Annotated in this window: 27 protein-coding genes and 2 tRNA genes; 16 read left to right on the top strand and 13 right to left on the bottom strand. The window is 68.8% G+C overall.

Annotation, left to right across the window (positions count from 1 at the left end; all coding sequences use genetic code 11):
• The first annotated feature begins 923 nt into the window (after positions 1 to 923).
• Positions 924 to 1,412 carry an N-acetyltransferase family protein gene (locus tag ACTOQ2_RS37855; RefSeq protein ID WP_440105866.1) on the top strand — a complete coding sequence of 163 codons (489 nt, stop codon included), beginning with the start codon at positions 924 to 926 and terminating at the stop codon, positions 1,410 to 1,412.
• A 35-nt stretch (positions 1,413 to 1,447) separates the two neighbouring features.
• Here ACTOQ2_RS37855 and ACTOQ2_RS37860 read toward each other — a convergent pair whose 3' ends face one another.
• The 6 genes from ACTOQ2_RS37860 to ACTOQ2_RS37885 form a co-directional block, all read right to left on the bottom strand.
• The gene (locus tag ACTOQ2_RS37860) at positions 1,448 to 1,765 is read right to left on the bottom strand and encodes a hypothetical protein (RefSeq protein ID WP_440105868.1); all 318 of its coding nucleotides are present in this window, start codon (positions 1,763 to 1,765) and stop codon (positions 1,448 to 1,450) included.
• 219 nt (positions 1,766 to 1,984) lie between these two features.
• Positions 1,985 to 2,758 carry a neutral zinc metallopeptidase gene (locus tag ACTOQ2_RS37865; RefSeq protein WP_440105870.1) on the bottom strand — a complete coding sequence of 258 codons (774 nt, stop codon included), beginning with the start codon at positions 2,756 to 2,758 and terminating at the stop codon, positions 1,985 to 1,987.
• Between the two features lie 103 nt (positions 2,759 to 2,861).
• A complete protein-coding gene (locus tag ACTOQ2_RS37870; protein WP_440105872.1) occupies positions 2,862 to 3,398 on the bottom strand; it encodes a YceI family protein in 537 nt (178 codons plus the stop codon).
• A gap of 122 nt (positions 3,399 to 3,520) precedes the next feature.
• Positions 3,521 to 3,721, bottom strand: a complete 201-nt coding sequence (locus ACTOQ2_RS37875) for a hypothetical protein (RefSeq protein WP_440105874.1) — start codon at positions 3,719 to 3,721, stop codon at positions 3,521 to 3,523.
• A gap of 12 nt (positions 3,722 to 3,733) precedes the next feature.
• Positions 3,734 to 3,955, bottom strand: coding sequence for an AbrB/MazE/SpoVT family DNA-binding domain-containing protein (locus ACTOQ2_RS37880; RefSeq protein WP_440105876.1), 222 nt, complete (start codon positions 3,953 to 3,955; stop codon positions 3,734 to 3,736).
• Between the two features lie 235 nt (positions 3,956 to 4,190).
• Complete coding sequence (locus tag ACTOQ2_RS37885; RefSeq protein ID WP_440105878.1) at positions 4,191 to 5,408, bottom strand: exonuclease domain-containing protein; 1,218 nt, start codon at positions 5,406 to 5,408, stop codon at positions 4,191 to 4,193.
• A gap of 346 nt (positions 5,409 to 5,754) precedes the next feature.
• Here ACTOQ2_RS37885 and ACTOQ2_RS37890 point away from each other — a divergent pair, with 346 nt between their 5' ends.
• Positions 5,755 to 6,906, top strand: a complete 1,152-nt coding sequence (locus ACTOQ2_RS37890) for an HNH endonuclease (RefSeq protein WP_440105880.1) — start codon at positions 5,755 to 5,757, stop codon at positions 6,904 to 6,906.
• 155 nt (positions 6,907 to 7,061) lie between these two features.
• On the opposite strand, the gene ACTOQ2_RS37895 is transcribed toward ACTOQ2_RS37890, so the two are convergent.
• The 3 genes from ACTOQ2_RS37895 to ACTOQ2_RS37905 all read right to left on the bottom strand — a co-directional run bounded on the left by ACTOQ2_RS37895 (position 7,062) and on the right by ACTOQ2_RS37905 (position 8,442).
• Positions 7,062 to 7,631, bottom strand: a complete 570-nt coding sequence (locus ACTOQ2_RS37895) for a hypothetical protein (RefSeq protein WP_440105882.1) — start codon at positions 7,629 to 7,631, stop codon at positions 7,062 to 7,064.
• A 317-nt stretch (positions 7,632 to 7,948) separates the two neighbouring features.
• The gene (locus ACTOQ2_RS37900) at positions 7,949 to 8,131 is read right to left on the bottom strand and encodes a hypothetical protein (protein WP_440105884.1); all 183 of its coding nucleotides are present in this window, start codon (positions 8,129 to 8,131) and stop codon (positions 7,949 to 7,951) included.
• Positions 8,128 to 8,442: an ATP-binding protein gene (locus ACTOQ2_RS37905; RefSeq protein ID WP_440105886.1), complete on the bottom strand. Its 315-nt coding sequence runs from the start codon at positions 8,440 to 8,442 to the stop codon at positions 8,128 to 8,130. Before ACTOQ2_RS37905 ends, ACTOQ2_RS37900 begins: the two co-directional genes overlap by 4 nt.
• 339 nt (positions 8,443 to 8,781) lie before the next feature.
• Between ACTOQ2_RS37905 and ACTOQ2_RS37910 the strand changes: the two genes are divergently transcribed.
• Positions 8,782 to 9,639 carry a helix-turn-helix domain-containing protein gene (locus tag ACTOQ2_RS37910; protein ID WP_440105887.1) on the top strand — a complete coding sequence of 286 codons (858 nt, stop codon included), beginning with the start codon at positions 8,782 to 8,784 and terminating at the stop codon, positions 9,637 to 9,639.
• Positions 9,636 to 9,878, top strand: a complete 243-nt coding sequence (locus ACTOQ2_RS37915) for a DUF397 domain-containing protein (RefSeq protein ID WP_440105889.1) — start codon at positions 9,636 to 9,638, stop codon at positions 9,876 to 9,878. The genes ACTOQ2_RS37910 and ACTOQ2_RS37915 overlap by 4 nt, the downstream gene beginning before the upstream one ends.
• 87 nt (positions 9,879 to 9,965) lie before the next feature.
• On the opposite strand, the gene ACTOQ2_RS37920 is transcribed toward ACTOQ2_RS37915, so the two are convergent.
• Complete coding sequence (locus ACTOQ2_RS37920; RefSeq protein ID WP_440105891.1) at positions 9,966 to 10,979, bottom strand: hypothetical protein; 1,014 nt, start codon at positions 10,977 to 10,979, stop codon at positions 9,966 to 9,968.
• Positions 10,980 to 11,180: 201 nt separating this feature from the next.
• Here ACTOQ2_RS37920 and ACTOQ2_RS37925 point away from each other — a divergent pair, with 201 nt between their 5' ends.
• The 7 genes from ACTOQ2_RS37925 to ACTOQ2_RS37955 all read left to right on the top strand — a co-directional run bounded on the left by ACTOQ2_RS37925 (position 11,181) and on the right by ACTOQ2_RS37955 (position 15,602).
• On the top strand, positions 11,181 to 11,420 hold the full coding sequence (locus ACTOQ2_RS37925) for a hypothetical protein (RefSeq protein ID WP_440105892.1): 240 nt from the start codon (positions 11,181 to 11,183) through the stop codon (positions 11,418 to 11,420).
• A 106-nt stretch (positions 11,421 to 11,526) separates the two neighbouring features.
• Positions 11,527 to 12,045 (top strand): DUF6879 family protein, encoded by a 519-nt coding sequence (locus tag ACTOQ2_RS37930; RefSeq protein ID WP_440105894.1) that lies wholly within the window; start codon positions 11,527 to 11,529, stop codon positions 12,043 to 12,045.
• A 14-nt stretch (positions 12,046 to 12,059) separates the two neighbouring features.
• Positions 12,060 to 12,494 (top strand): DUF5753 domain-containing protein, encoded by a 435-nt coding sequence (locus ACTOQ2_RS37935; protein ID WP_440105896.1) that lies wholly within the window; start codon positions 12,060 to 12,062, stop codon positions 12,492 to 12,494.
• A gap of 159 nt (positions 12,495 to 12,653) precedes the next feature.
• Positions 12,654 to 12,729 (top strand) — tRNA-Ala (locus ACTOQ2_RS37940).
• An 11-nt stretch (positions 12,730 to 12,740) separates the two neighbouring features.
• A tRNA-Ala gene (locus tag ACTOQ2_RS37945) sits at positions 12,741 to 12,816 on the top strand.
• Positions 12,817 to 12,835: 19 nt separating this feature from the next.
• Positions 12,836 to 14,341: an SDR family NAD(P)-dependent oxidoreductase gene (locus tag ACTOQ2_RS37950; protein ID WP_440105898.1), complete on the top strand. Its 1,506-nt coding sequence runs from the start codon at positions 12,836 to 12,838 to the stop codon at positions 14,339 to 14,341.
• A gap of 184 nt (positions 14,342 to 14,525) precedes the next feature.
• Entirely contained in the window at positions 14,526 to 15,602 is a 1,077-nt protein-coding gene (locus ACTOQ2_RS37955; protein ID WP_440105900.1) for a ribonuclease inhibitor, read from the top strand.
• 201 nt (positions 15,603 to 15,803) lie between these two features.
• Here ACTOQ2_RS37955 and ACTOQ2_RS37960 read toward each other — a convergent pair whose 3' ends face one another.
• Positions 15,804 to 16,379 carry a hypothetical protein gene (locus tag ACTOQ2_RS37960; protein ID WP_440105902.1) on the bottom strand — a complete coding sequence of 192 codons (576 nt, stop codon included), beginning with the start codon at positions 16,377 to 16,379 and terminating at the stop codon, positions 15,804 to 15,806.
• A gap of 12 nt (positions 16,380 to 16,391) precedes the next feature.
• Complete coding sequence (locus ACTOQ2_RS37965; protein ID WP_440105904.1) at positions 16,392 to 17,126, bottom strand: hypothetical protein; 735 nt, start codon at positions 17,124 to 17,126, stop codon at positions 16,392 to 16,394.
• Between the two features lie 403 nt (positions 17,127 to 17,529).
• Between ACTOQ2_RS37965 and ACTOQ2_RS37970 the strand changes: the two genes are divergently transcribed.
• The 4 genes from ACTOQ2_RS37970 (at position 17,530) to ACTOQ2_RS37985 (ending at position 19,130) form a co-directional block, all read left to right on the top strand.
• On the top strand, positions 17,530 to 17,976 hold the full coding sequence (locus tag ACTOQ2_RS37970) for an SRPBCC domain-containing protein (protein ID WP_440105906.1): 447 nt from the start codon (positions 17,530 to 17,532) through the stop codon (positions 17,974 to 17,976).
• Positions 17,973 to 18,326 (top strand): ArsR/SmtB family transcription factor, encoded by a 354-nt coding sequence (locus ACTOQ2_RS37975; protein WP_440105908.1) that lies wholly within the window; start codon positions 17,973 to 17,975, stop codon positions 18,324 to 18,326. Before ACTOQ2_RS37970 ends, ACTOQ2_RS37975 begins: the two co-directional genes overlap by 4 nt.
• A gap of 62 nt (positions 18,327 to 18,388) precedes the next feature.
• Positions 18,389 to 18,730, top strand: a complete 342-nt coding sequence (locus tag ACTOQ2_RS37980; protein ID WP_362677032.1) for a VOC family protein — start codon at positions 18,389 to 18,391, stop codon at positions 18,728 to 18,730.
• 190 nt (positions 18,731 to 18,920) lie between these two features.
• Entirely contained in the window at positions 18,921 to 19,130 is a 210-nt protein-coding gene (locus tag ACTOQ2_RS37985; RefSeq protein ID WP_440105910.1) for a hypothetical protein, read from the top strand.
• A gap of 97 nt (positions 19,131 to 19,227) precedes the next feature.
• On the opposite strand, the gene ACTOQ2_RS37990 is transcribed toward ACTOQ2_RS37985, so the two are convergent.
• Entirely contained in the window at positions 19,228 to 20,421 is a 1,194-nt protein-coding gene (locus ACTOQ2_RS37990; RefSeq protein WP_440105912.1) for an SMI1/KNR4 family protein, read from the bottom strand.
• 73 nt (positions 20,422 to 20,494) lie between these two features.
• On the opposite strand from ACTOQ2_RS37990, the gene ACTOQ2_RS37995 reads away from it, so the two are divergent.
• On the top strand, positions 20,495 to 21,469 hold the full coding sequence (locus ACTOQ2_RS37995; RefSeq protein ID WP_440105914.1) for a GNAT family N-acetyltransferase: 975 nt from the start codon (positions 20,495 to 20,497) through the stop codon (positions 21,467 to 21,469).
• Positions 21,470 to 21,591: the final 122 nt, after the last annotated feature.

A 21,591-nucleotide genomic window follows, 5' to 3' on the forward strand; every position in this document is an offset into this window, starting at 1 on the left:
CCGGGGCCCGCGAGGTTCAACACCATCTATCGGCCCTGGGGCCGATCCGTTTCTTCCGCACCGGCCGCCCGATGGGGCGGGGATGCGGGGATCGCGTATGCGTGACCGTAGACCACCTTCCAATCCGTGGGACTGCGGTACCCGCGCGGCGGAACATCAGCCGTCAACGGGCGATCCTGATGGCGTTCAACACTCCCTTCGCTATCTCTGCTTCTTCGACCTCATGCATCACTGATCACCGCAGCTGCGCGTCCACGGCCGGAACCCTTGACCTGCTGTGCCGGTCCCGGCACGTCCGACGTCGTACCTCGTTACCGCTGTGGCAGTGCGTCCACGGCCGGGACCCTTTCACCTACCGCCGGTCCTGGCACGTCCGACCTTCTGCCCGTTCGCTGTTCGCCGCAGCTGCGCGTCCACGGCCGGGACCCTTCCGCTGCTTCGGCCCTGGCACGTCCGACGTTGGTGCTTTTTCCGTTACCGCGGTGGCAGTGCGCCCACGGCCGGGACCCTTTCACCTGCTGCCGGTCCTGGCACGTCCGACCCGCTGCCCCTCTTCACTGCGTCGTCTTTGTCAGCCAGCTGTCCACGCTCGTCCGGGCAGTTCGTCGTGATGCCTACGTCCTGCTCTGCCCTCGTGGATCCGTTCCTTGCGATGTCAGGAACTCTACCCCCACCCACCACGGATGTCTACTTCAGCCACTACAGATTTTCGGTACTGGGGAAGTGAGGGCCTGCACCCGCGCGCCGCCCGGGATGTCAGCCGCGGCCGACAGGGGTGGTGCCGAACATCAGGGTGCGCCGCCGGACGTCATAGAAGACAGTCCCGGCGCTGGACAACAGTTTCCGTGCGGTCAGGCGGTGTCGGCGAGGATCCCTGTGGAAACGGTTTGCGGCCCGTCATCCCGGCCAGCATGCTGGACGTCATGTTGATCAGAGACGCGACGTCCGCCGACTGGCCACTGATCTGGCCTTTCCTGCGTCAGATCGTGGCGGCCGGTGAGACCTTCACCTGGGATCGCGACGTCAGCGAGGAGCGGGCCCGGGCGATGTGGCTTCTCGAGCATCCAGGACGCACGGTGGTCGCCGTCGACACCGGTGGGACCGTTCTGGGCACGGCCAAGATGAACCCCAATCACATGGGGCCCGCCTCACACATCTCCAGTGCGAGCTTCATGGTCCACCCCGATCACGCCGGACGCGGCGTCGGGCGGGCGCTGGGCGAGCACGCCCTGGACTGGGCGCGTGCCGAGGGCTACCGGGCGATGCAGTTCAACGCCGTCGTGGAGACCAACACCCGGGCGGTGGGACTGTGGCGCTCACTCGGTTTCGCGGTGCTGGCGACCCTGCCGGAGGGCTTCGACCATCCGGTCAAGGGCTACGTCGGGCTGCACATCATGTACAGACCCCTCTGAGCGCGCACGCCCGGCGGGTTCGGCGGGTCCGGTGGTCACTCGCCGGGCGAGGGCCGTCCGGCATGGTCGCGACCGTGCCGGGGCGCGCCGCGTCGCCGGCTCCCCGGGAGGACACCGAGGCTCGGCGCCTCGACGTCCTCGACCGTCTCGGTGCGCCCGCCCGCTCCGGGCGGGGGCGGCCGCTCGGCCGCCAGCTGGGCGAGGGCGAACAGCAGCAGCGCGCCGCTGGACCAGTCGGCGCGTTCGCCGCGGCCCAGCTCCACGACGCGCCGCATGACCTCGGCGGGGGTGAGGTCCAGCGCGATGGCGAGGTGCTTGGCGGCCTGCAGAAGCTCGTGGTCCCGGGCCTCCATCAGGCCCTCCCGGGGGGATCGCGGTGGATCGGGAGCGGTGGGGGCGCCAGGGCCCGATCGTGTGGTGACCCGCGCATTTCTCCGTCTCCTCGTCTCCCCGGCTTCGCGTCCGGGGCTGATGACATGTTCTCCGACGGCACACCGGGGTGTCCGGTCCGGTGCTCCCGCGGCCGGACGCGCCGTCGGGGCGCGGGCCCGCGGACGTTTCTCCCCGCGCGGTCAGGACACCCGGGACGCGGGGGCCGTCCACGTGTCGCAGGCGGCGGGGGAGACGGCCCGGTGGCCGCGTTCGAACCAGCGGAGCCGGTTGGCGCCGGTGCCGTGGGTGCGGTGGCCGTCGTCGTCGCCGCCGGCACGGAGCGCGCCGGACAGCGCCTCCCAGTCCTGTCCGGTGCGGGGCAGCGAGCCTCGTACGCTGCCCAGGAACACGCCCGCCAGGCAGTCGGCCTGGAGCTCGTAGCGGCGGCCGAGCTCGGCCTGGTGGCCACGGTCGGAGCGGACGCGGGCCTCGTAGCCGTCCCTGACGCCGGTGAGGCTCTGCAGGTGGTGGCCGTATTCGTGGGCCGCCACCTTGAGGGGGTACAGGTCGGTCCGGTCCTCGATCCAGTGGCCGGTGAGCGGGAAGACCAGCGTGGCCCGTTCGGTGCAGTAGAAGGCCGCCGCGTTGGCGGGCCAGCGCACCCCGCACACGCGCCGCGCCGGTTCCTCGTAGAAGCGGACCGTGGGCTTGCGGAACCTCAGCCCGGCGTGGGCGAAGTGGGCGGACCACGATGTGTTCAGGCATCTCACGACCGCCGCCAGATACTCGCGCGTCAGCGGCACGCCCCTGTCGATGATCGGCGGTTCCTGGCAGGAGGTGGCCGCCAGCTTCCCGGTTTTCAGGAGCGGACTCTCGGGCGAGGCGGCCTGCGCGACCCCGGACGGCAGGACGGTGAGGCACATGGTCGCGAGGAGAGCCCATCGGGTGACCACGGGGGCGGCGTGGAGGCGCATGGTCGGACAGCATAGGACTCCCGGCGCGCCAGGCCGAGGCGGCATCGACGAATGAGGACGCGGGCAGTCCCGCGCGACGGTTCGCGTGACGTCGAAGAGCCCCCTATGTCCCGATCGGGAAGGCGACGACTTCGAGAGTGATACCGAGGTGGCGGCCTGTCATGCCCTTCGCCCTGGTCAGGCCGAAGGCGTACCTGTCGACGCTGGTCGTGGCCCGGACTCTCAGGCACCGATCATCGATGACGACCGGGCCGAGTGTCAGGACCGTCGGCCGCGTCACGCCTCGCACGGTCAGCGATCCCCGCACCTCGGCGCCTTCGGCGGATCGTTCGACACCGTGGGCGCGGAAGACGATCTCGGGGTGCACGGCGGCGTCGAGGTAGTCCGGGGACCGGACATGCCCATCGCGCTGCGAGTTACCGCTTTCGAAGCTGGCCGCCCGGATCACCACGTCCACGGTGGAGTCGCCGACATCGTCGGTGACCAGGATCCGGCCGTGATCAACCCTGAAGGATCCTCGTACGGGCAGCAGGCCGAACACCGCACGTGTCGTGAAGCGGACCGTCGTCGCGTCCGGATCGATGCGGTAAACGCCCGGCGATACCTCGCGCCGATGCCTGAAGTCTGCGTTCTTCATCATGCCGGCTGCTTCCTTCCGTCGATGGCGGACGGCATGGTGGGCGCCGTCACCTGGCCCGAGGAGCGCTCACGAACGCCTGCCGCCTCGATGACCTTCATGAGAACGACGGTAGAAAATCCGGCTCACCGCCGGAATCCGACTACGTGCACACCTCGGGTGTAGCCAGGTACACCCCCTGAGATGGCGAGATCCCCGAGGAGACGTTCGTCCCCATTGGACGAGTTCGCCTTGTTCTCCCAGCGGCGAACGGCGTCACGGGTACGGCCGTGCAACGCGTCGTCGAAATCGAGCAAGTCGGCGATGACGCCGGTGTCGAGCGTCACGGTCGGCGCCCGTCATCCCCAGCTCTCGCGGCTCGCCTCGACGTCCACGGCCTCGATGAAGCCGGGAATGGTGCAGATCACACCGTCGAGACGGCAGCGGTGTCGCCGGATGATCTGGCCGTCCTCTTCGGCGATGTCGACCGGGTCTCCCGCGTGAAGACCGAGCTTGCGCAGCACCGCCGCAGGCAGGGTCACCTGGTTCTTGCTGGAGATGCGCACCGGTCCCGTACGCATGACACATGTCCTCTTGCCGTGCTCCATGACCTTGCTCCAGCCATCACATGTAAAGGCCAAATCGTGTCACGTGAAGCGTGTGGTCGATCACATAAGGTTATCTTTCCTGTCGCCGGAATCAGCCGGCCAAGAAGTCCGGAGCCGGGAGGCAACGAAAGCGCTGTGCGCGACGAGTCTGAAGCCGCCACATGGATGTTCCCGGTGATCATGGCTCTCCGTGCCAGGCTGGCCGTCCTCAGAGAAGCATGCCGTTGAACGCATCCGGGGTGACGATGGGGATGCCGTAGGCGCGTGCCTTGCGGGCCTTACCGGAGAGGGTGTCGGGATCGGCGGCGACCAGTATCCGGACCTTCTTCGTGATGTTGGGATGTGGAACGTAGCCGGCCTGGCGGGCGAGGGCCTCCCAGGTTTCGCGGCCGCCGTCCATCTCGCCGGTGAACACCACCAGGTCACCGGTGGCCAGTTTGAAGCGAGAGGGTACGGAGGGGCGCTCCCGCGTCGCGCGGGTGAGTGCCTTGTCGACTGATTCGCCGGGCAGGCCGAGCAGGGTGGCGACGAGGTCCAGCTCTCGCCGTTCGGAGGCGGTGACGACGCCGTCGGCCAGGGCGGCGTGCGCGAGCGCGGTCAGGTAGTCATGGTGCAGCCGTTCCAGCTCGGTGCGGGTAAGTCCGAGATCGACGGCGAGCTGGACGAGGGCGTCGGCTTCGGCGGCGGAGATGTGCTGGTCCAGCAGAGCCTGGTCGAGCAGGGCGAGATAGGAATCGGCCATTACGGGCTGAGGTACGCGGGGGAGCCGGTCGAGGATGCGGGCCAGGAAATGGCCGTCGCGTTCGGTGGAGACGCCGCGCCGTACCCACGGTGTTCCGGCACCGGGGAGCGTGGGCCAGGAGGTCCGTGCCGCGGTGGCGAGCAAGGGATGCCATGGGTGGGTGGCGCCAGCCAGGGCGAGGTAGTGGCGCAGGAGGCCGGCGGCGGCGCGGGCGTCGACGAGCGCGTCGTGGTGGCCGTCGAGCGGAATGTCGGCCACGGCGCAGCAACCGGCGAGGTTGCGCGGGGCCTGGGGGAGAAACCGTACGGCTTCCGCCATGGTGCATACGCCGAGGTCGTGGCGGAGCGGTGCGGTCACGCCGAGCCGTTGGAACTCGTAGGTCAGGAAGCCGAGGTCGAAGGGGAGATTGTGGGCCACCGGGACGCGTCCGTGCAGCAGGGTGGCCAGTGTCGCGGCGATGTCGTCGAAGGTGGGGGCGTGACGGATGTCGGCGGCGTTGATGCCGTGGACGTGCTGCGGGCCGAGGTCGCGCCCGGGATTGACCAGCGTGCTCCACTCGCCGGTGATCTGACCGGTGGCATCGAGGTGCACGATGCCGATCTCGATGATCCGGTCGTGCCGGGAGGGGCGCAGGCCCGTGGTCTCCAGGTCGACGACCGCGTAACCAGGTGAGCTGTTGAGCATCCGGGTGCCTTCCTTCAGTGCTCGTCTGCCTGAACGATCGCACGCAAGGCTCGAATGGGCAGCGCGAACGAGCAGAGTGTGATGCCTTCGTAGCGGGACGAATCGGCCCTCCCGGCCCTCTCCGTCAGGCGCCTCCGATGCAAGAGGCCGGCACGTTGCACAGGCGTGAGGCACGGTTCGATCTTGCTGGAGGGCTCTCTTGCCCGACCTCGGTTCCGAGCCTTCCCGGCCCTGTCGGGAACGGCTGGTCCCCGCAAAGGATTTCGGCCGGCGCCCCCGTTGGCCGGAAGTGCGATTTCACCTGAAATCAGCGGCGGTTTCGGTGATACCTGCATAGGCTCGTGGGGTGGCGCTTTCCGATCTTCGACGTGAGATGGTGCTCGCCGCCATCGACGAGTTCGACAAGCTGGGCCGCGACGCTTTTCTCGAGGAGTACGGCTACCGGCCCGCTCTCGGCTACTTCCTCCTTCACGGCGGCAGGCGGTACGACTCCAAGGCGATCGCCGGAGTCGCTCACCGCGGAGTCGGGGGCAGGCCTTTGCGCCCTGACGAGTTCTCGGGCGGGAACGCCACCGTCGCCCGGGTGCTCGGCGGCCTGGGCTTCGAGGTGACGAAACCGGGGCAGGCTGCCAAGGTGTCCTCCGTCGAAGACCTCCTGCGGAAGGTCGAGTCGCTCAAGCTCGCCGTGTCTCCCGCGACCGGTGCGCAGAAAAGGCATCAGCCGTTGACCCTGCTCTGGGTGATCGGCCGCGCGGCCCAGGGCAAGCCACGCCTGCGGCGGTGGGAGAGCACCTACCGCGAAATCGGGCGGCTCATCGAGGAGTTCGGTCTCGAGGAGGACCGGCCCAACCCGGAGTCCCCCGTGCTGTGGCTTCACCATCACGGCCTCTGGGATCTGCCCGGCCACACCGACGTACCGGCAGCCAGTAGTCGGCACGCGCGGAAGTGGATGAAGGAGCACCAGCCGGACAGCGGACTGCGGTCGTGGGCTCATGAGATCGTCACCGACCGGGAGGACATCCGGGCCCGGATCGTCGTGAGGCTGCTCGGCGCGTACTTCCACGGCGTCGACCACGACAGGCTTCTCGCCAGAGTCGGACTGAACGCGGTGTCCTCTTCACCCAGCCGTCGCGAGGCCGTCGTGGAGCGCGTCATCCGCGACTCCCTGCTCGCCGAGCAGATCAAGCGCGCGCACGACTTCCACTGCCAGATCTGCGGCGACCGTCTCGCTCTCCACCGGGGCTTCTACGCCGAGGGGGCCCACATCCGCCCGCTTGGAAAGCCGCACAACGGCCCCGACGAGCCCGGCAACCTGCTCTGTCTCTGCCCCAACCACCACGTCCTGCTCGACCGGGGGATGATCACCATCCAGGCCGACCTCACGACGACGGACACGGCATCCGGTGTCTCGCTCGGCCATCTCCGAGTCATCCAGGACCACGGGATCAGCCAGGATCATCTCGACTACCACCGGCAGGTCATCGCCAAGCAGAGCTGAGCCCGGGTTCTTCCTTTTCGCGCCGAGGCGGAGGCGACGAACACCCACGTGACCCGCCGGTCCGCCCCGCTCTGAGGACAACCCGAGAGAGTCGGCGAGGGCTTTGTCGTGCGCGAACGACGGAGGAGAGCCGGCTCCTCACGGCTCGGCCGCCGCTAGTCGCACGAGTCGCAGGCGCCGGTCGACGGAAGCTGCACGAAACAGCGGGGACAGAGCCGGGGAAAACTCTCGGTGCGTACGCGTCGACGCTCGACGGCGGCCTGATACAGCGGGGCGAGAGCGGGAACGCCGCCATCGGCGGGCAGGGCCGCACCGAAGCGCCGGTAGCACTCCAGCCGGGCGCGAGCGGCGTGCTGCTCGCGATCCGGAACGCTGTCCGCCGGTGGCTCTCCGGCGACCTCGAGAACCTCCTTGTAGCCCTCGCCCACCATGCCGTCGTCGGTGCGCACCACCAGGGCGGTGAGCTGCGGGTCGCCGCGGCGATGAGCTTCCCGGACCACCTTGCTCGGAACGGTTCCGATCCAGTTGTGGAGCAGGGTCCTGGTGCGGATGCCCGTGCTCTCCTGGATCCTCTCGGCGAGCTCCTTGTAGGTGATGACCGCGTGATACGTGCGCGCCACATCGACGAGCAGGGGATAGGCCTCACGGGCCCAGATCTCCCGGGCCTCCGCCGCCGTCACGGGGGTGCCGTCGGACACGCGCCAATAGCCAGGTTGCGACTGCATAGTTCTCCGAGGTTCACCGTGCGTCCAGCCGTCCGGCGTCATCCTTCCGCACGCCGCGCGCGTACGTCATGAACTTGCCCGAGCTGTCATTGACACCGGCCGCGTGGCGCGGGCCATCAAAGCTTTCTACGTGCAGGTTGGGCGTTGCCGCTTCATAAGGGGTGGGAGGTCGGCGTCCCGGACGGGAGTGGGATGGGGTCCGTGGGCGCCGGCCTCCGTGTGCGGTCCACGCTCGGCACGGGGAGCCGTGAGTGTGGACCGGCTCCGGGGTCAAGGGGATCGGGGGACGATCCCGGCTGCCCCGGAGGTCGGGGAGGTCAGGGCCGGTGCCGCTGGGTGGGGAGGTCGAACCAGACGACGGTGCCGAGCTGGCCGGTGCCGCACAGGCGGGTCCACTGGGTGCCGCAGCGTCCGTGGGTGAGTTCGGCGACGATGCGCAGGCCCCGGCCGCCGAGTTCGAGATCGTCGATCCGCTCGGGGACGGGCGGGGGGCGGTTCAACAGGTGGCCGATGAGGGTGGTTCCGGCTCCGGCGTCGACGACCTCGGCGCGGACGGGCAGGCCTGGTCGTGCAGGAGGCGGAGCTCGTAGGGGCCGGGGGCGTAGCGAGTGGCGTTGGTGACCAGCTCGGAGACCACGATCTCCAGGTCATCGAGCACGTCGGGGTCCAGAGGCAGTTTGGCCAGCCGGTCGCGGAACAGTTCCCGGGCGCGTCGGGCCGCGTTGCCGGGAGGCAGGCACCAGGCGGTCATCCGGAAGCGTTTGTGTGGTCTGTCGTATTCGCCGGGATCCGGAACGTGCTCGATGAGCATCGTTGCTCCTAACGGATGGGACTGGGGGCAGCCCTGCGATCAGGTCGGCGGATGCTCTGCGGGGCTCGCTTGGGTTTCACCCCGGTGAGGAAGCCTGAGGTCAACGGTGCCTTCGGGATCGGTGGCGCACAGGGGACGTCTCCGCGAAGACATACAGACAAAGCCGACAATCATGTCTTTCTGTGACTGTCTGAACACTCATCGCTGTCACGCCTCGATGATGCAGTGCGGGTCACCCTTTAGGCAAGTCATTCCTATAAGAAAGTCTTTCCTCAAGGGAGGATGGCATTTCCTTGCCCCGTCCTGAGCACTACGCTCCCCACGAGGAAGGAGGTGACCATGCCCGTCGAACCCACGCCGCGACGCCGACGCCTGGGCGCGGAGCTCAGACGCATCCGTGAGGCCCTCGGCTGGACCCAGGAGGAGGCGGCAGGCCACCTCGGCTACCAGTCCCTCTCGACGGTCAGCAAGATCGAAAACGGGCTGCAAGGGCTCAGGATCCAGCAGCTTCCGCACTTCTTCGAGGTCTTCGGCATCACCGACACCGCCCTGAGGGAAGAACTTCGCGACCTCGTACGCCGAGCCGGTGAAGCCGACTGGTGGCAGCGCTACGAAGGCGTGGTCGACGACCCGCTCGGCGACTATCTCTCCCAGGTGGAGAACGCCAGCGGCCTGTTCGTCTTCAACCCCCTCACCGTCCACGGCCTTCTCCAGACCCCGGACTACGCCCGCGCGGTGACCGAGGGCAGCAGAGTCTGGAAGACGCCGGAGGACATCGACCGCTTCGTGGCACTGCGGCTGGAGCATCAGCGCACCATGCTGGAGCGCCGACCTCCACTGAAGATCTGGGTCGTGCTTCCGGAGGGCCTGCTGCGTCAGGAAGTCGGCGGACGGGCCTGCATGCGCGCCCAGATCGAGCACCTGATCCACCTCGCCCGCACCAACCCCGCCGTCACGATCCAGGTCCTGCCGTTCTCCGCCGGAGCCCACGCGGGAATGGACGGCCCGTTCATGCTCATGTCGTTTCCCACTGGTCGCGACCTCGTGTGCATCGAGTCCCTGCGCGCCTCCCTGCACCTGAACGAACCCGAGACCGTCGAGCTCTACCGCACCACCAGCGACTTGCTGAAGTCCGACGCACTCTCCCCGAAGGCATCGATACCGCTCCTCACCGCGATCGCCAAGGACCCCTCATGAACAAGAACACCCTCGACCCCGACTGGATCGAAACCCAGCTTCGCGACGCCCGCTGGCACACCAGCAGCCTCAGTAGCGGCGGCACCAACTGCGTCCAGATCGCCTTCCTGGACCAGGGCATCGTGGCCCTGCGCGACTCCAAGAACCCGGAGAAGGCTCCGCACCTGTTCACCGACGCCGAGTACGACGCCTTCACCGGCGGCATCGAACGCGGGGAACTTCGACGTCCTCGAACGTGACCGGTCGTTGCCCGTGATCCGGCGTTCCACCCGCGACTCCAGCCGGGGAAGCCCTCGACGGCTGCCCCCTCACCGTTGACGGGCGCGTCAGAGGAGGTCGCGTACGTGTTGGATGAACGTGAACCACTGGCCCGGCCGGGTTCCTTTGTACCCGTTGTGCTCCAAGGCCAACTTCAGGGTCTTCTTGAGTGGGTGCGGTGACCGCATGATGGCTTCGTTTCGCTGAGCCAGCCTGATCATTTCCGCTGGAGCAGGTGGCCGGTTGCTCTTCTGGCCGTTGCACCATGCGTGTGTGGGGGCCAGGTTCCAGACCGCGTCCAGGTCCGGTGCCGTGCCCCCGCCTCCGGGGCGGAGAAGCCTCATGAACGAGTAAGGGAACACGTGGTCGACGGCGATGACGTCGATGCCCAGGGTGATGGGTTCCGCGCAGATCATGCAGAGACCGTGCTGGAAGCCGATGACCGCGTCCGTGACGCCGGTGACCGATCGGCGGCGCCGCCTGTCGGTGATCTGCAGGGTGGTCATGTCCACGGCGACACCCTCATCGATCAGGCTGCGGCCGATCCCGGCGGCGAAGGACGTCTCCACGATGCTCCAGCGGGCTGACAGCTCGCCCCGCAGGGTCGGAGCCTGCTCTGACCGGGCGATATCGCTGAGTTCCTTGCCCAGCCGGACGACCTGTTCGTGGGAACGGCCCGTCACCTCATAGAAGCGGTGCGGCACCTCCGCTCCTTCGCCACGCAGGTTGTGGAACTTCCGCATCACCATCCTGGGCATGGAGTCGACAGCCGCCGCCAGTAGTTCTTCGGTGGGGCTCCCGAGCCTGAGTGACTCCGCGGCCTCTCGCTCGGCCACCGAGAGGAAGTCCTTTTCTCCCCGTTCGCCCTTCTGGGATACCTGTGGCGCCTGGCCGAGATGCCGTACCAGCCCCATCGCGTACGGCGCCGCCAGATCCCGGAGCAGGATCTCCGACCGGCCTTCGGCTGCGGCGTCCAGGAGGGCGGCACCGAGGGCGAACTTGTAGGTACGGCTGTTCGCCCCCATCAGCACGGCCATGCGCCACGAGGAGCGTGGGCTCCGCTCCCAGTGAGAGAAGTCCATCCGCCGCCGCCCTTGGTGTGTATTTGCCGAAATACAGGCTATTTTCACCGCTCGTGTAGGGAAGCGCGCACGGAGGAGGAGGCCGGTAGTCTCTGGGCTTTCCGAAGAAAGCCGTACATGCGCGAAGGGCGGTCTGAGGTGGGGAAACTCGTGCGGGACAGGATTCCGGAGATCATTCGTGCGGGTGGCGGGGAACCGGTGGTGACCGTTCTCGGGGACGCTGCCTATCGCGAGGCACTGCTGGAGAAGCTGTTCGAGGAGGCGGCGGAACTGCGCGAGGCTCCGGCGGCCGGGGTGGCGGAGGAGATCGCCGACATGCTCGAAGTCCTGCGGGCCGTCGCCCATGTCCACGGGTACGAGTGGTGGGACATCGAGAAGGTCGCGGAGGTCAAACGCGCCGAGCGGGGTGCGTTCCTCGGGCGGATCAACCTCGAGGCATGAGGATAATCGGTGTGACCTGCGGTCTCCGTTTTCCGGTGAATCGCTGAGGAGGAGACGGTGATCCGGTTCCACGAGCGCATGATGCAGTTTTTCCCGGAGGTGAACGGTGGCGGTCGGACGGACGCTTGAACAATGGCTACGCGTGTGCGCGCACTCCGCCCTGCACCTGGAGATGCGCGACGGTTACATGCTCGACGACCCTGGCTACCATGCCTGGCAGGCAGGTCACCGGATCAACCCGGATGATCGGTCTTCCTGGTGGCGGCCATGGCTACAGAACGTCGTCGACGCGACGACCCGAGGTGTGGAGGTACGGCGCGCCCGGATCGTGTCCGAACCTGTCAGCCAGTACATCCGCTACGAGTACGACGTCACTTTTCCCAATGTGCGTGCCGGAGAGCAGGTGCGCTGGCTGCCCCGACGCAACGCCACCGATCTGGCGTTGCCCGGCAACGACTTCTGGTTGTTCGACGGAGAGACGTTGCTCGTCAGTTACTTCAGCGGTGACGGAGACAAGGTGGGGGCGGAGACCTTCACCGACTCGGATCTCGTGAAGTTCTGTGTTGCGGCGTTCGAGGCGGTGTGGAAGCGCGCCATCCCCCACGACGACTATCGGCCTGCCTGATCAGCACTGCGATCATGCGACGGCGGTCTCTCCCGGACGATGTAGATGCGGCCGTGCAGGTGCGCGTGGACAAGCAGAACGTCGTCCGTGAGGGAGACCGTCGATTCGCAGTTCTCTTGGAGGAGAACGTCTTACGCCATCCCATCGGCGGCCCGGAGACCATGGCCGGCCAGCTGGGGTACCTGCTCACGGCGGGTGCGCTGCCCACGGTCTCGCTGGGCATCGTCCCGCTCGGCGCTGATCGTTCGAACATCTGGCCTGTGGAGGGGTTCTGGATGTTCGGCGCCGCGGAGGTGACCGTCGAGCTTGTGTCCGGGCACTTGACGATCACCCAGCCGCGCGAGATCGCTATGTACGGCGACACGTTCGCCGCGCTCGCTGAACTGGCGGTCTACGGTTCCGATGCTCGTGCGTTGATCACATCGGCTATCACCGCGCTGGATGGATGAGTGACACTTCCAGTGGCCGAGGTGAACGCCGACCAAAACCGGTGGCCACCCGACTTGGGACAAGCTGATTCTCCGTGCTGCGGTGAATGCCCAAAATTGAGTTGATCTCGTCGGTAGGGTGAGCACAGGTGTCGGTTCGAGCCTGAGCCGGTTCCGTTTGGGGTCTGTAGCGCAGTTGGTCGTCGCGTCGCCCTCGCAAGGCGAAGGACGTCGGTTCGAATCCGGCCGGCCCCCACCCTTCGTTGGGGGCCCGTAGCGCAGTTGGCCGTCGCGCTTTCTCTGGCAGTGGAAGAGGACGCTGGTTCGAATCCAGCCGGGCCCCACCCTTCAGGGAGGATGCCGTGGATCCCGAGAGCGCCTCGACGGTGCTGCGTGTGCTCGGCGAGGTGCGCCGGCTCCCGCTGGATGATCCGGACCGTCTCCGCATCGAGCACGTGGCGCTCGCGCTGGTCCGTGACGGACAGCGCCGCCGCAAGCGGGACCGTGGCCGTGCCTCGCTGGAGGCCGACGCCGCGGTGCTGGCGGCCACCGCGATGGGCGGGACGGACCGGGTGATCGACGCTCCTGTTATCGAGGAACCACCAGGGGAACAGGCACGGGAAGTATCGGGTGAGACGAGGAGAGAGCCCCAAGGGGGGCCAGGAGGAGAGACGGGAAGGTCGCCCCAGGGGGAGGCGGGGGAACTGCGCAGGGCGCGGAGTTGCTATGTCTGCAAAGGGCGGTTCAACCGGGTGGGCGGGTTGTATCACCTGCTCTGTCCCTCGTGCGCGGCCTCCAACGCCGCGCGCCGTACGGCCCGTACCGATCTGTCGGGGCGACGGGCGCTCATCACCGGGGGACGGACGAAGATAGGGCACCAGCTCGCGCTGAAGATGCTGCGCGACGGCGCCCACGTCACGGTGACCACCCGCTTTCCGGTCGACGCCGTCAAGAGGTTCGCGGAAACCGGTGACTGGGCAGGTCGGCTGGAGGTCGTTGGGATCGACCTGCGCGATCCCCGGCAGGTCATCGCGTTCTGCGACCGGTTTCTGAGTGCCGGGGACGGGCTGGACATCCTGGTCAACAACGCCGCTCAGACCCTGCGCCGACCGCCGTCGGCCTATGCCGCCCTGGTCGAGGGGGAGCGGGCCGAGTTGCCGCCAGGAGCGTCGGCGGTGGCGGGATTCGTGCCGAGTCTTCCGATGTCGCTTCCTGGTGATGGGGCCTGGGGCCTGCTGGGTCTTCCGGTCACGGCTTCCGGTGGCGCGGTGCTGGGTCTTCCGGTGCCGTCCCCCGGTAACGCGGTCTTGGGGCTGCCGGATCTCCCCGCGCCGTGTTCCGGTGACGTGGCACCGGGCCTGCCGGATGTGTCCGGTCTGCTGCCCGATCTGTCGGCGCGGAACTCGTGGTCGGCGCGGATCGGGGAGGTGGACCCGGCCGAGCTGCTGGAGGTCCAGCTGGTCAACGCGGTCGCGCCGTTCCTGCTGGTCGACAGGCTGCTGCCGTTGCTGCGCGAGGCGCCCTTTCCTCGCCGGTACATCGTGAACGTGTCGGCGGTGGAGGGGCAGTTCGCGGTGCCGAACAAGACCGGCCGTCACCCGCACACCAACATGGCCAAGGCGGGGCTGAACATGCTGACCCGTACCAGCGCCGCCGATCTGGCGCGGGAGGGTGTGTACATGTGCAGTGTGGACACCGGCTGGATCACCGATGAGAACCCGGTGCCGCTGCGGGACCGGCTCGATCGCCGGACGCCGCTGGACGTCATCGACGGTGCGGCTCGGGTCTACGACCCGATCGTGCGCGGCGAGGCGGGCCACCCGGTGCACGGCGTCTTCCTCAAGGACTACGCGGAGGCGCCGTGGTAGGCGGATCGTTCGGCGGGGATCGTACGGGCGGCATGGTGGGTGAGCGGCGTGACCAGAACGACGTCGCCCACAGGGATCACACGGGCATAGTGACAGCTGGGCTTTATGGCTGGAATCGTGTGGAGGTGTCGTGGTAGCCGAGCATTCAGGCAAGGACCACGCTGAGCCGTGCGATCTTGACGGTTTGCTCGCGTGGCTGCGTACCGGGCGGCCGGTGACCCGCCGCACCGATTTCGCGGTGGGTACGGCGATGCCCGGCGGTCGCCTCGACCTGTGCAAGCAGGCACTGGGGCCGCGCGGCGCTGAGCTGGTCGCCGAGGCGTTGCCGCAGGGCGGACCGACCCGGCATCTGCTGCTGGGCACCGACGAACTGGGCGACGCGGGCGCGGACACGGGTGCCGAGGCGGCGACGGCCTCCGGGGCCGAGACGCTCTACCTGGGCTGCAACGGGATCACCGCAGCCGGGGCATGCCGGATCGCCGACCGTCTGATCGCCTCACCCGGTGTCGTACGAGGGCTCTGGCTCAAGCGCAACCCGCTCGGACCCGATGGCGGTCGCCTCGTCGGTGAGGCCATCGGTACCGGGTTGAGCACGGTCGACCTGGTCCAGACCCGTCTGGACGCGGACGGGCTCGCGATGCTCGTGGACCGGGTGCTGTCCACCGGGGGTATCGGGCGGCTGTACGTGAGCGGCAATCCCCTTGGACCGGTGGGCGCCGAGAAACTGGCGGGGCTGGTCTCGGCGGACGGGGTGGAGGAACTCTACGTTTCGGCCGCGGGGCTGGGAGATCAGGGGGCCAGAACGCTAGCGGGAGCCGTACGGGCCGGGCGGCTGCGCCGGATGTCGGTGGCGAGCAACGGCATCGGGTCCGTGGCCGCAGTCGAACTGGTCGCCGCCGCTGTGGCGGCCGGGGTCGAGGTGCTCGACCTGGGACGGGTCCGGTCCGCAGGGGTTCTCGGTGCCGAGGACAACCGTCTCGGTGACGAGGGGGCGGCGTCCATCGCCCGAGCGCTGGCCACCTCCCCGCATCGGCTGGCCCATCTGGACCTCGGGCATACGGGAATCGGTAGCAGGGGTGCGCTCCACCTGCTCGACGGAGCACTGCGAGCGCCGTCCCCGACTCGGTTCACGCTGAGCGGAGGCATCGCATCCCGGGTCAAGCGAGAGCTGGACCGCCTGGCGGCGGTCGTACCGGATCTTCGGCCGCATCCGGAGGCCGCCGCCGTGCGAAGCGTGCACCGGACCGCTCGTCGGGTCTAGTCATGCGGCCTTGGAAGGTGGCGTCGAAGGAGCCTTCCTGCGGCGGCGAGCCGGTCCCGAGCCTGGTCGAGTGGCGCCTGCTCTTCGGCGATTGGCTCGTAGCCTTGCGGCGCTGGACCTGAGTCTCACCAGTGGATGGCCACAGTTGTTGGACGCTCCGGACAACTGTGGCAGCCCATGAAGCGGAGGGTCAGGTACGTTTCAGTCGGGTGGTGTCTCGCGCGCCCACCGGGGCGGCTCTCGCCTGGCGGCTTCGATCGCCGCGCGGGTGGGACGTCCGACCGAACCGGGGACCCGGTCGAGGGGGACGCCGAGCGCCTCGGCCCAGAGGCTGCGCCAGGAGAGGCGCCGGGCGGCTTTCCGCTCGGCGCGGTGACGGCGACGGTCGACCTCCTCCCGGGCCGCGGCATCGTCCCGCAGCCACGGTGGGGTTTCCTTGAGCAGTCTCGCGACGTGGTCGGCCGTCCAACGGCCGCTTGCCGGGCGGAGCCGCCGGATCACGTCGGCGGGTATGCCGAACATCTCGGCCACGGACTCGTCGGACAGCTGGGAAGCGGCTCGGGCGGCCTGGTCGACGGCGGCTCGCTCGGCTCGGCGCCGCTGGGACGCCTCTTCGACGGCACGCCGCTCCTCCGCGTGGACGGCTCGTTGCAACTCCACCTCCGCCCGCGCCCGCAGCAGCCAGGGAGGGGGTGAGGAGACTGCCTCGCGGAGGAGGGGAGCCAGTAGGTGGTCGCCGAACCGGGGCAGCTCGGCCGGGATCATCTCGATGGGCACACCCGACTCCCGTTACGCGTCCCGGGGCGAGACGAGAAGACGCACGAGCTCCGCTGATCTCGGAGTGAGCTCGGCGAGCATCGTCTCCAGTTCGGCGCGAGGGAGGCGGGCATCGCGCAGGATCTCGGTGAGTGGTGGGACGCGGGGGTCCGCCATGCGGTGAAGGGGTCTGAGAGGCCCCGGCCAGACGCCGGCGGCGACCATCAGCGCAGCGGTCCACAGGAGGACCCGCACGCAGTCCGCGTCGGGGGTGGGCTTGGTCGCCTCTATCTCCGCGCGCGCCGCGACGGTGCGCGCGAGGTTCAGCTTGCGGGTCTGGGCGGCCTTTCTCGCGGCTTCGGAGCGGGAGACCGCTCGCGCGGCGGCGCGTAGCTCGGTGTCCGCGTGGGCGTGGTCGGCCAGAGCGTCCACGTCAGCGGCGCGGTAGTAGCGGACGGTGAGGATCCGGCCGTACTTCCGGATCTCCTCGATGGCCACGGGTGCCAGACCGGTGGCGGCGATGATCCGTTTGAAGCGGTCGATCGAGACGCCGAGCCTGGCCGACGCCTCGGTGACGGTGCAGCGCCGCTCCGCGGCGAGTGATCGCCGGAAGTGCTCGACGTCGGCTTCGGCCGCCCTGACGGAGACAGGGTCGAAGGTCCGGTCGGGAAAGCGCCGGAGCAGGCCGGTCGTGGCCGCGAGCTCGATCTCCCAGACGCTGAGGCCGAGCGACTTCCGGACCGCGTTCCTGCCCAGGCCCCGTGCCATGCCCACCTCCCGTGTCGGTGGTCAGTGTGCCGGGCCGCTACGACATTTCAATGAGTCGTCACTTGGAGGCGGAGAGTGATCAAGATGTTGTTGTCGCAGACGGCGTCATCCCGTAGATCGCCGCTATCGGTGATGGCGGTTCTGTGTCCGGGGTGGATCTTCGCCATCGGTTTAACCGGCGAACATCGCCGGGGCGGCTGTCGGCTCGCCGCCGGTAGTGGGCTTCGGGGAGGTTCTCCTCGTTTGAACTACGCAGAACCCTGGCGACCGTCCCCGACCGCCCCCAGTCGTCCCCGATCGTCCGGCGTCCTCGACTCTCGTGCAACGAGTAGGTTGCACGACGACCGATCGAGGTGCAACAATCTGGTTGCACGTTAATGTCGTCGCGTGAAGGAGTTTTCTCATGTTCGAAGATCGGATCGAGCGCGACACCCTGATCGACGCCTCGGTCGAGCGCGTCTGGTCGTTGGTCTCCGCACCCGGCTTCTGGGTGGCCGAACCGGAGAGCATCGAGGGCACCACCGCTGTCGAGGGCGAGTCGACGGTGGCCAGGAACTCGGAGCACGGCGATTTCCCGGTGCGCGTGGTGAAGGTCGAGCCGCAGTCGTACATCGCCTACCGCTGGGCTCCCGCCTCCCCTGGCCAGGAGCTGACCGAGGGCAACAGCACCCTCGTGGAGTTCACGCTGTCCGCCGAGGGTGACAAGACCCGCCTCACCGTGGTCGAGAGCGGCTTCGCCGCGCTGGCCGTGTCCGATGAGGTGCGCGCCAAGACGATCGAGGACCTTTCCAGCGGCTGGCCGCAGGTCCTCGACGCGGCGAAGAAGCGCGTCGAAGAGTCGACCGTGTGAGGGCGGAATCCGATGACACGGGAGAGGAGGTCAGCGGCGTTCTCGTCGCGCTCGCCGACCCCATCCGTCGCGGACTGCTCGACCTCCTCGCCGAGCTGGGCGCGGCCACCGCGACGACGCTCGCCGAGCAGTTCCCCGTCTCCCGGCAGGCGATCGTCAAGCACCTCGCCGTCTTGGACGCCGCCGGACTCGTCACCGGCAGCCGGGTCGGGCGCGAGGTGAGGTACTCGCTGAGATCCGAGAGCCTGGACGCCGCCACGCGGTGGATGTCCTCGCTCGCGGCCGACTGGGACCGTCGACTGGCGGCCATCAAGCGCACCGCTGAGGCAGCGGAACGCGATTTCACGTAGCACCGGAACGCGCGGCGATAGCCGCTGCCACGACCTGTGATCACACAGCAAGGAGATTCGACATGACGACGCTGAAGCCCGGAAGCATGCTGCTCGGCACGACCCGTCCCGACGAACTGCGTGCCTGGTACATCAAGGCGCTGGCGCCGGAGTTCACCGGCGACGGCCCGATCGACCTGGGCGGCTTCCTGCTGGTCGTCGACGGGCGCGACGACGTCGAGGCGAAGAACAGCGAACCGGGCCGCGCGATCATCAACTTCCACGTCGACGACTTCGACGCCGTGGAGGCCCAGCTGAATGCGGCCGGCGTGGAGTGGATCTCGGTCGAGGACCGGGAGAAGGGAAAATTCGGCACGTTCGCCGACCTCGACGGAAACTACCTCCAGGTCATCGAGTGGAAGTAGGGCCCCTGAGACCAGACGTCCTCTCGATGAACGGGTCCAAGGGATCCCCGCGGCAATAGGGCGATGGTGCCCCGTATCGATGTGTGACGAACGATCTGAAACACCCCGTAACGGCACTGTATTTCATGATCACCGACGTGTTACGGGTAGGCCGTGCTCCACCCCGGTGGAGCACGGCCGGTCGCGTCCGGTGGAGTACGCGGCCAACGTCGGTATCGCGTTCGGCGCGTTCGCCGGTGGTGTCGCGATCAACAACTACAGCGTTTCCGCCACCGTGATCATCGGTCTGATCCTCTCCCTGGTCACCGTCGCGGTCGCCTGGGGGACCAGCCTCCTGAAGCCGCCGGTGGTCGAGGAGTCGTCGCCGGCAACCGCCCAATCCGTACGCGAACCCGCATAAGACAACCCGTCAGACCACTTCTCGCACGTACTAAGACACCTGCAAGATGAGGATGACATCACGGGGCGCACGGCCGGGGACCGTCGTCGGAGCCCGGTCAGGCGGTGGCGATCGCGTCGAAGCGGGGCGCGTCGGTGGCGTGTCCCCAGCGGCGGCACTCCCAGGCCAGGCGCCGGGCGCGGAGCCGTAGCGCGACGGGGGTGCGGTCGGCGGGACGTGGGTGGCCTGCCGACCGAACTCCCCTCCCGAGCGGGGCGTCGGCGCGCAGGACCTCCTCGGCGGCCGAGGGGTCACCGGTCAACACCCGAAGGAGAGCTCGGCGTACGTAGCCGAAGTCGTCGTCGGGACAGCGCGCGATGTGCTCCTCGGTCGCCGTGTACGCGTCGTCCAGCCGGCTCTGCGCCAGAAGCAACTCGACGCGCAGGCGGTGCAGCCACGACCTGTCGTACCACCAGCCGTTCCGCGGGATCGCGTGTTCCACGGTGGTCAGGGCGTCGGCGGTCCTGCCTTCCTCGCGCAGGAGCACGGCCTCCGCGAGCGCGAGGCGCACCGCTTCGTGGTCCCCCTCGGCGCCGGCCGCGCGGGCCTGGGCGAGGAGGTCGCGGGCGTCGCCGTCGCGGCGTTCGTAAAGGGCGAGGTAGGCCCGGCGGGCCAGCCGCAGGACCTTCACCTCCGGCCGCTCGTCACCGCCGGCGAGCGGCGGCGGCAGGAGGCCGAGCAACCGCCGGTCGACGCTCCAGCCGGTCTCGTCGCGCACGGTGTCCTCGATCCGCTCGCTCAGCACCTCGCGCAGCGAAACCTCCAGCCAGTCGTGGTACCACGCGCCGAACGACTCGGCCTGCGGGGCGAGCGCCTCGCCGACGCATGTCCAGTCGCCCCAGACCTGGCCCGCGGCGGAGCCGTTGACGACCAGGTGGGAGCGGTAGCCGTGCTCGGCGACCGGCAGCAGTCCCTTGAAGGCGGCTTCCATGACGTCGTCGTAGCCATCGTCGTCCGTGGGCGGCTCCCACTCCTCCGTGAACGGGAACGCGCCGAACCGTTTCCAGGACCTGTCCGGCCGCACCCCGTGCACCCCGTAGTACGGGCCGGCGCCGCCATTGCCGAGCCGGGTCAGGAACGTGCGGTAGTCGGCGGGAAAGCGCACCCCGATCCGCGTCTCGACGTCCTCCAGCGTGGCCTTGTCGAGCGGTGGCTCGAACCGGTAGCGGTGCTCGCGGGCGCCGAAGAGGTCGAGGTCCGCGTCGTACTCGCGGAGCGCGTCGATGCCGCGCCGGATGACGTCCAGATCCACGGCGGCACCCTACCCGCAGTCGGCGGGAAAACGGGTGGCCGGCGAAAGCGGCGTGCTTCTACGCTCGACAACCATGACCTTCGAGTGGGCTCCGCTGACCAAGGACGACGTCGGGGCGTGGGCGGAGTTGCTGGCGGCGATCGACGAGGTGGACCAGGTCGGGGGGAGGGAGACCGCGGAGGCCCTCGCCGAGGATCTCGCCAACCCGCTGCTCGACCCCGTCGAGGGCACGCTGGGAGCGTGGGAGTCCGGCCGGCTGGTCGCGTACGGGATGACCATGTCCCGGTCCGCGGCCGAGCCGATCCATCGGATGAGCCTGTGGGGCGGGGTGCATCCGGAGTACCGGCGCAGGGGGCTGGGGGGCCGTCTGCTGGAGTGGGCGATCGGTAACGCCCCGGTGCTGCACGAGCGCCGTTTTCCCGGGCAGCCGCTCGAACTCCACATCGAGGTGGACAGCCGCAACGAGGGCCTGCGGGCGCTGGTCGCCAGGGCGGGGATGAAGCCGGTCCGGTGGTTCTACGGGATGACCCTCGACCTGGGCGCCGAGCTGCCGGAGGTCTCGCCGCCGGAGGGGCTGGAGATCATCACCTACCGGGACGATCTGGAGGATGCCGTCCGGGAGGTGCGCAACCGCTCGTTCGTCGACCACTGGGGGAGTGTCCAGCACACCCCGGATTCCTGGCGGAGCACCATCGTGGGGGTGCGGGCGTTCCGGACGGAGGGGTCCTTCGTCGCGCTGGACGCGTCGGGGGAGTGTGCGGGCATCCTGCTCACCCACTACTTCGAGGCCGACACCGAGGCGACCGGGGTCCGCGAGGCGTGGATCCAGATCATCGCCACCCCGCGCGAGTGGCGGGGGCGCGGGGTGGCGAGCGCGCTGCTCGCGCACGCGCTGGGCGAGTTCCGCGCGCAGGGGTACGACACGGCGGGGCTGGGGGTCGACGCGGACAACCCGACCGGGGCCCTCGGCATCTACACCCGTGCCGGGTTCGAGATCGCGCGCCGTGCGGCCGACCACGGGCTCCCGCTGGTTCCCTCGACGGCGTGACGACCGCCGTCGTGGCGTGACGACCGCCGCCGAGGAACGTCCGGTGGATCGGTGGACCGGTGGTCAGGTGGACCGGGGACGCCGGGGGCCGAACGTCCCGGCGGACGGTGGCACCGGCGAGG

It is taken from the genome of Streptosporangium sp. H16, assembly GCF_051918855.1.
GTDB lineage: Bacteria > Actinomycetota > Actinomycetes > Streptosporangiales > Streptosporangiaceae > Streptosporangium.

Bases quoted from the DNA above. Each gene is read 5' to 3' on its own strand.
- ACTOQ2_RS37995 (WP_440105914.1), top strand. From the start codon at position 20,495: ATGACCTTCGAGTGGGCTCCGCTGACCAAGGACGACGTCGGGGCGTGG.
- ACTOQ2_RS37895 (WP_440105882.1), bottom strand. From the start codon at position 7,631: ATGCAGTCGCAACCTGGCTATTGGCGCGTGTCCGACGGCACCCCCGTG.
- ACTOQ2_RS37880 (WP_440105876.1), bottom strand. From the start codon at position 3,955: ATGCGTACGGGACCGGTGCGCATCTCCAGCAAGAACCAGGTGACCCTG.
- ACTOQ2_RS37920 (WP_440105891.1), bottom strand. From the start codon at position 10,979: ATGGACTTCTCTCACTGGGAGCGGAGCCCACGCTCCTCGTGGCGCATG.
- ACTOQ2_RS37980 (WP_362677032.1), top strand. From the start codon at position 18,389: ATGACGACGCTGAAGCCCGGAAGCATGCTGCTCGGCACGACCCGTCCC.
- ACTOQ2_RS37965 (WP_440105904.1), bottom strand. From the start codon at position 17,126: ATGGCACGGGGCCTGGGCAGGAACGCGGTCCGGAAGTCGCTCGGCCTC.
- ACTOQ2_RS37870 (WP_440105872.1), bottom strand. From the start codon at position 3,398: ATGATGAAGAACGCAGACTTCAGGCATCGGCGCGAGGTATCGCCGGGC.
- ACTOQ2_RS37915 (WP_440105889.1), top strand. From the start codon at position 9,636: ATGAACAAGAACACCCTCGACCCCGACTGGATCGAAACCCAGCTTCGC.
- ACTOQ2_RS37935 (WP_440105896.1), top strand. From the start codon at position 12,060: ATGCGACGGCGGTCTCTCCCGGACGATGTAGATGCGGCCGTGCAGGTG.
- ACTOQ2_RS37885 (WP_440105878.1), bottom strand. From the start codon at position 5,408: ATGCTCAACAGCTCACCTGGTTACGCGGTCGTCGACCTGGAGACCACG.
- ACTOQ2_RS37865 (WP_440105870.1), bottom strand. From the start codon at position 2,758: ATGCGCCTCCACGCCGCCCCCGTGGTCACCCGATGGGCTCTCCTCGCG.
- ACTOQ2_RS37970 (WP_440105906.1), top strand. From the start codon at position 17,530: ATGTTCGAAGATCGGATCGAGCGCGACACCCTGATCGACGCCTCGGTC.
- ACTOQ2_RS37860 (WP_440105868.1), bottom strand. From the start codon at position 1,765: ATGGAGGCCCGGGACCACGAGCTTCTGCAGGCCGCCAAGCACCTCGCC.
- ACTOQ2_RS37905 (WP_440105886.1), bottom strand. From the start codon at position 8,442: ATGCTCATCGAGCACGTTCCGGATCCCGGCGAATACGACAGACCACAC.
- ACTOQ2_RS37910 (WP_440105887.1), top strand. From the start codon at position 8,782: ATGCCCGTCGAACCCACGCCGCGACGCCGACGCCTGGGCGCGGAGCTC.
- ACTOQ2_RS37855 (WP_440105866.1), top strand. From the start codon at position 924: ATGTTGATCAGAGACGCGACGTCCGCCGACTGGCCACTGATCTGGCCT.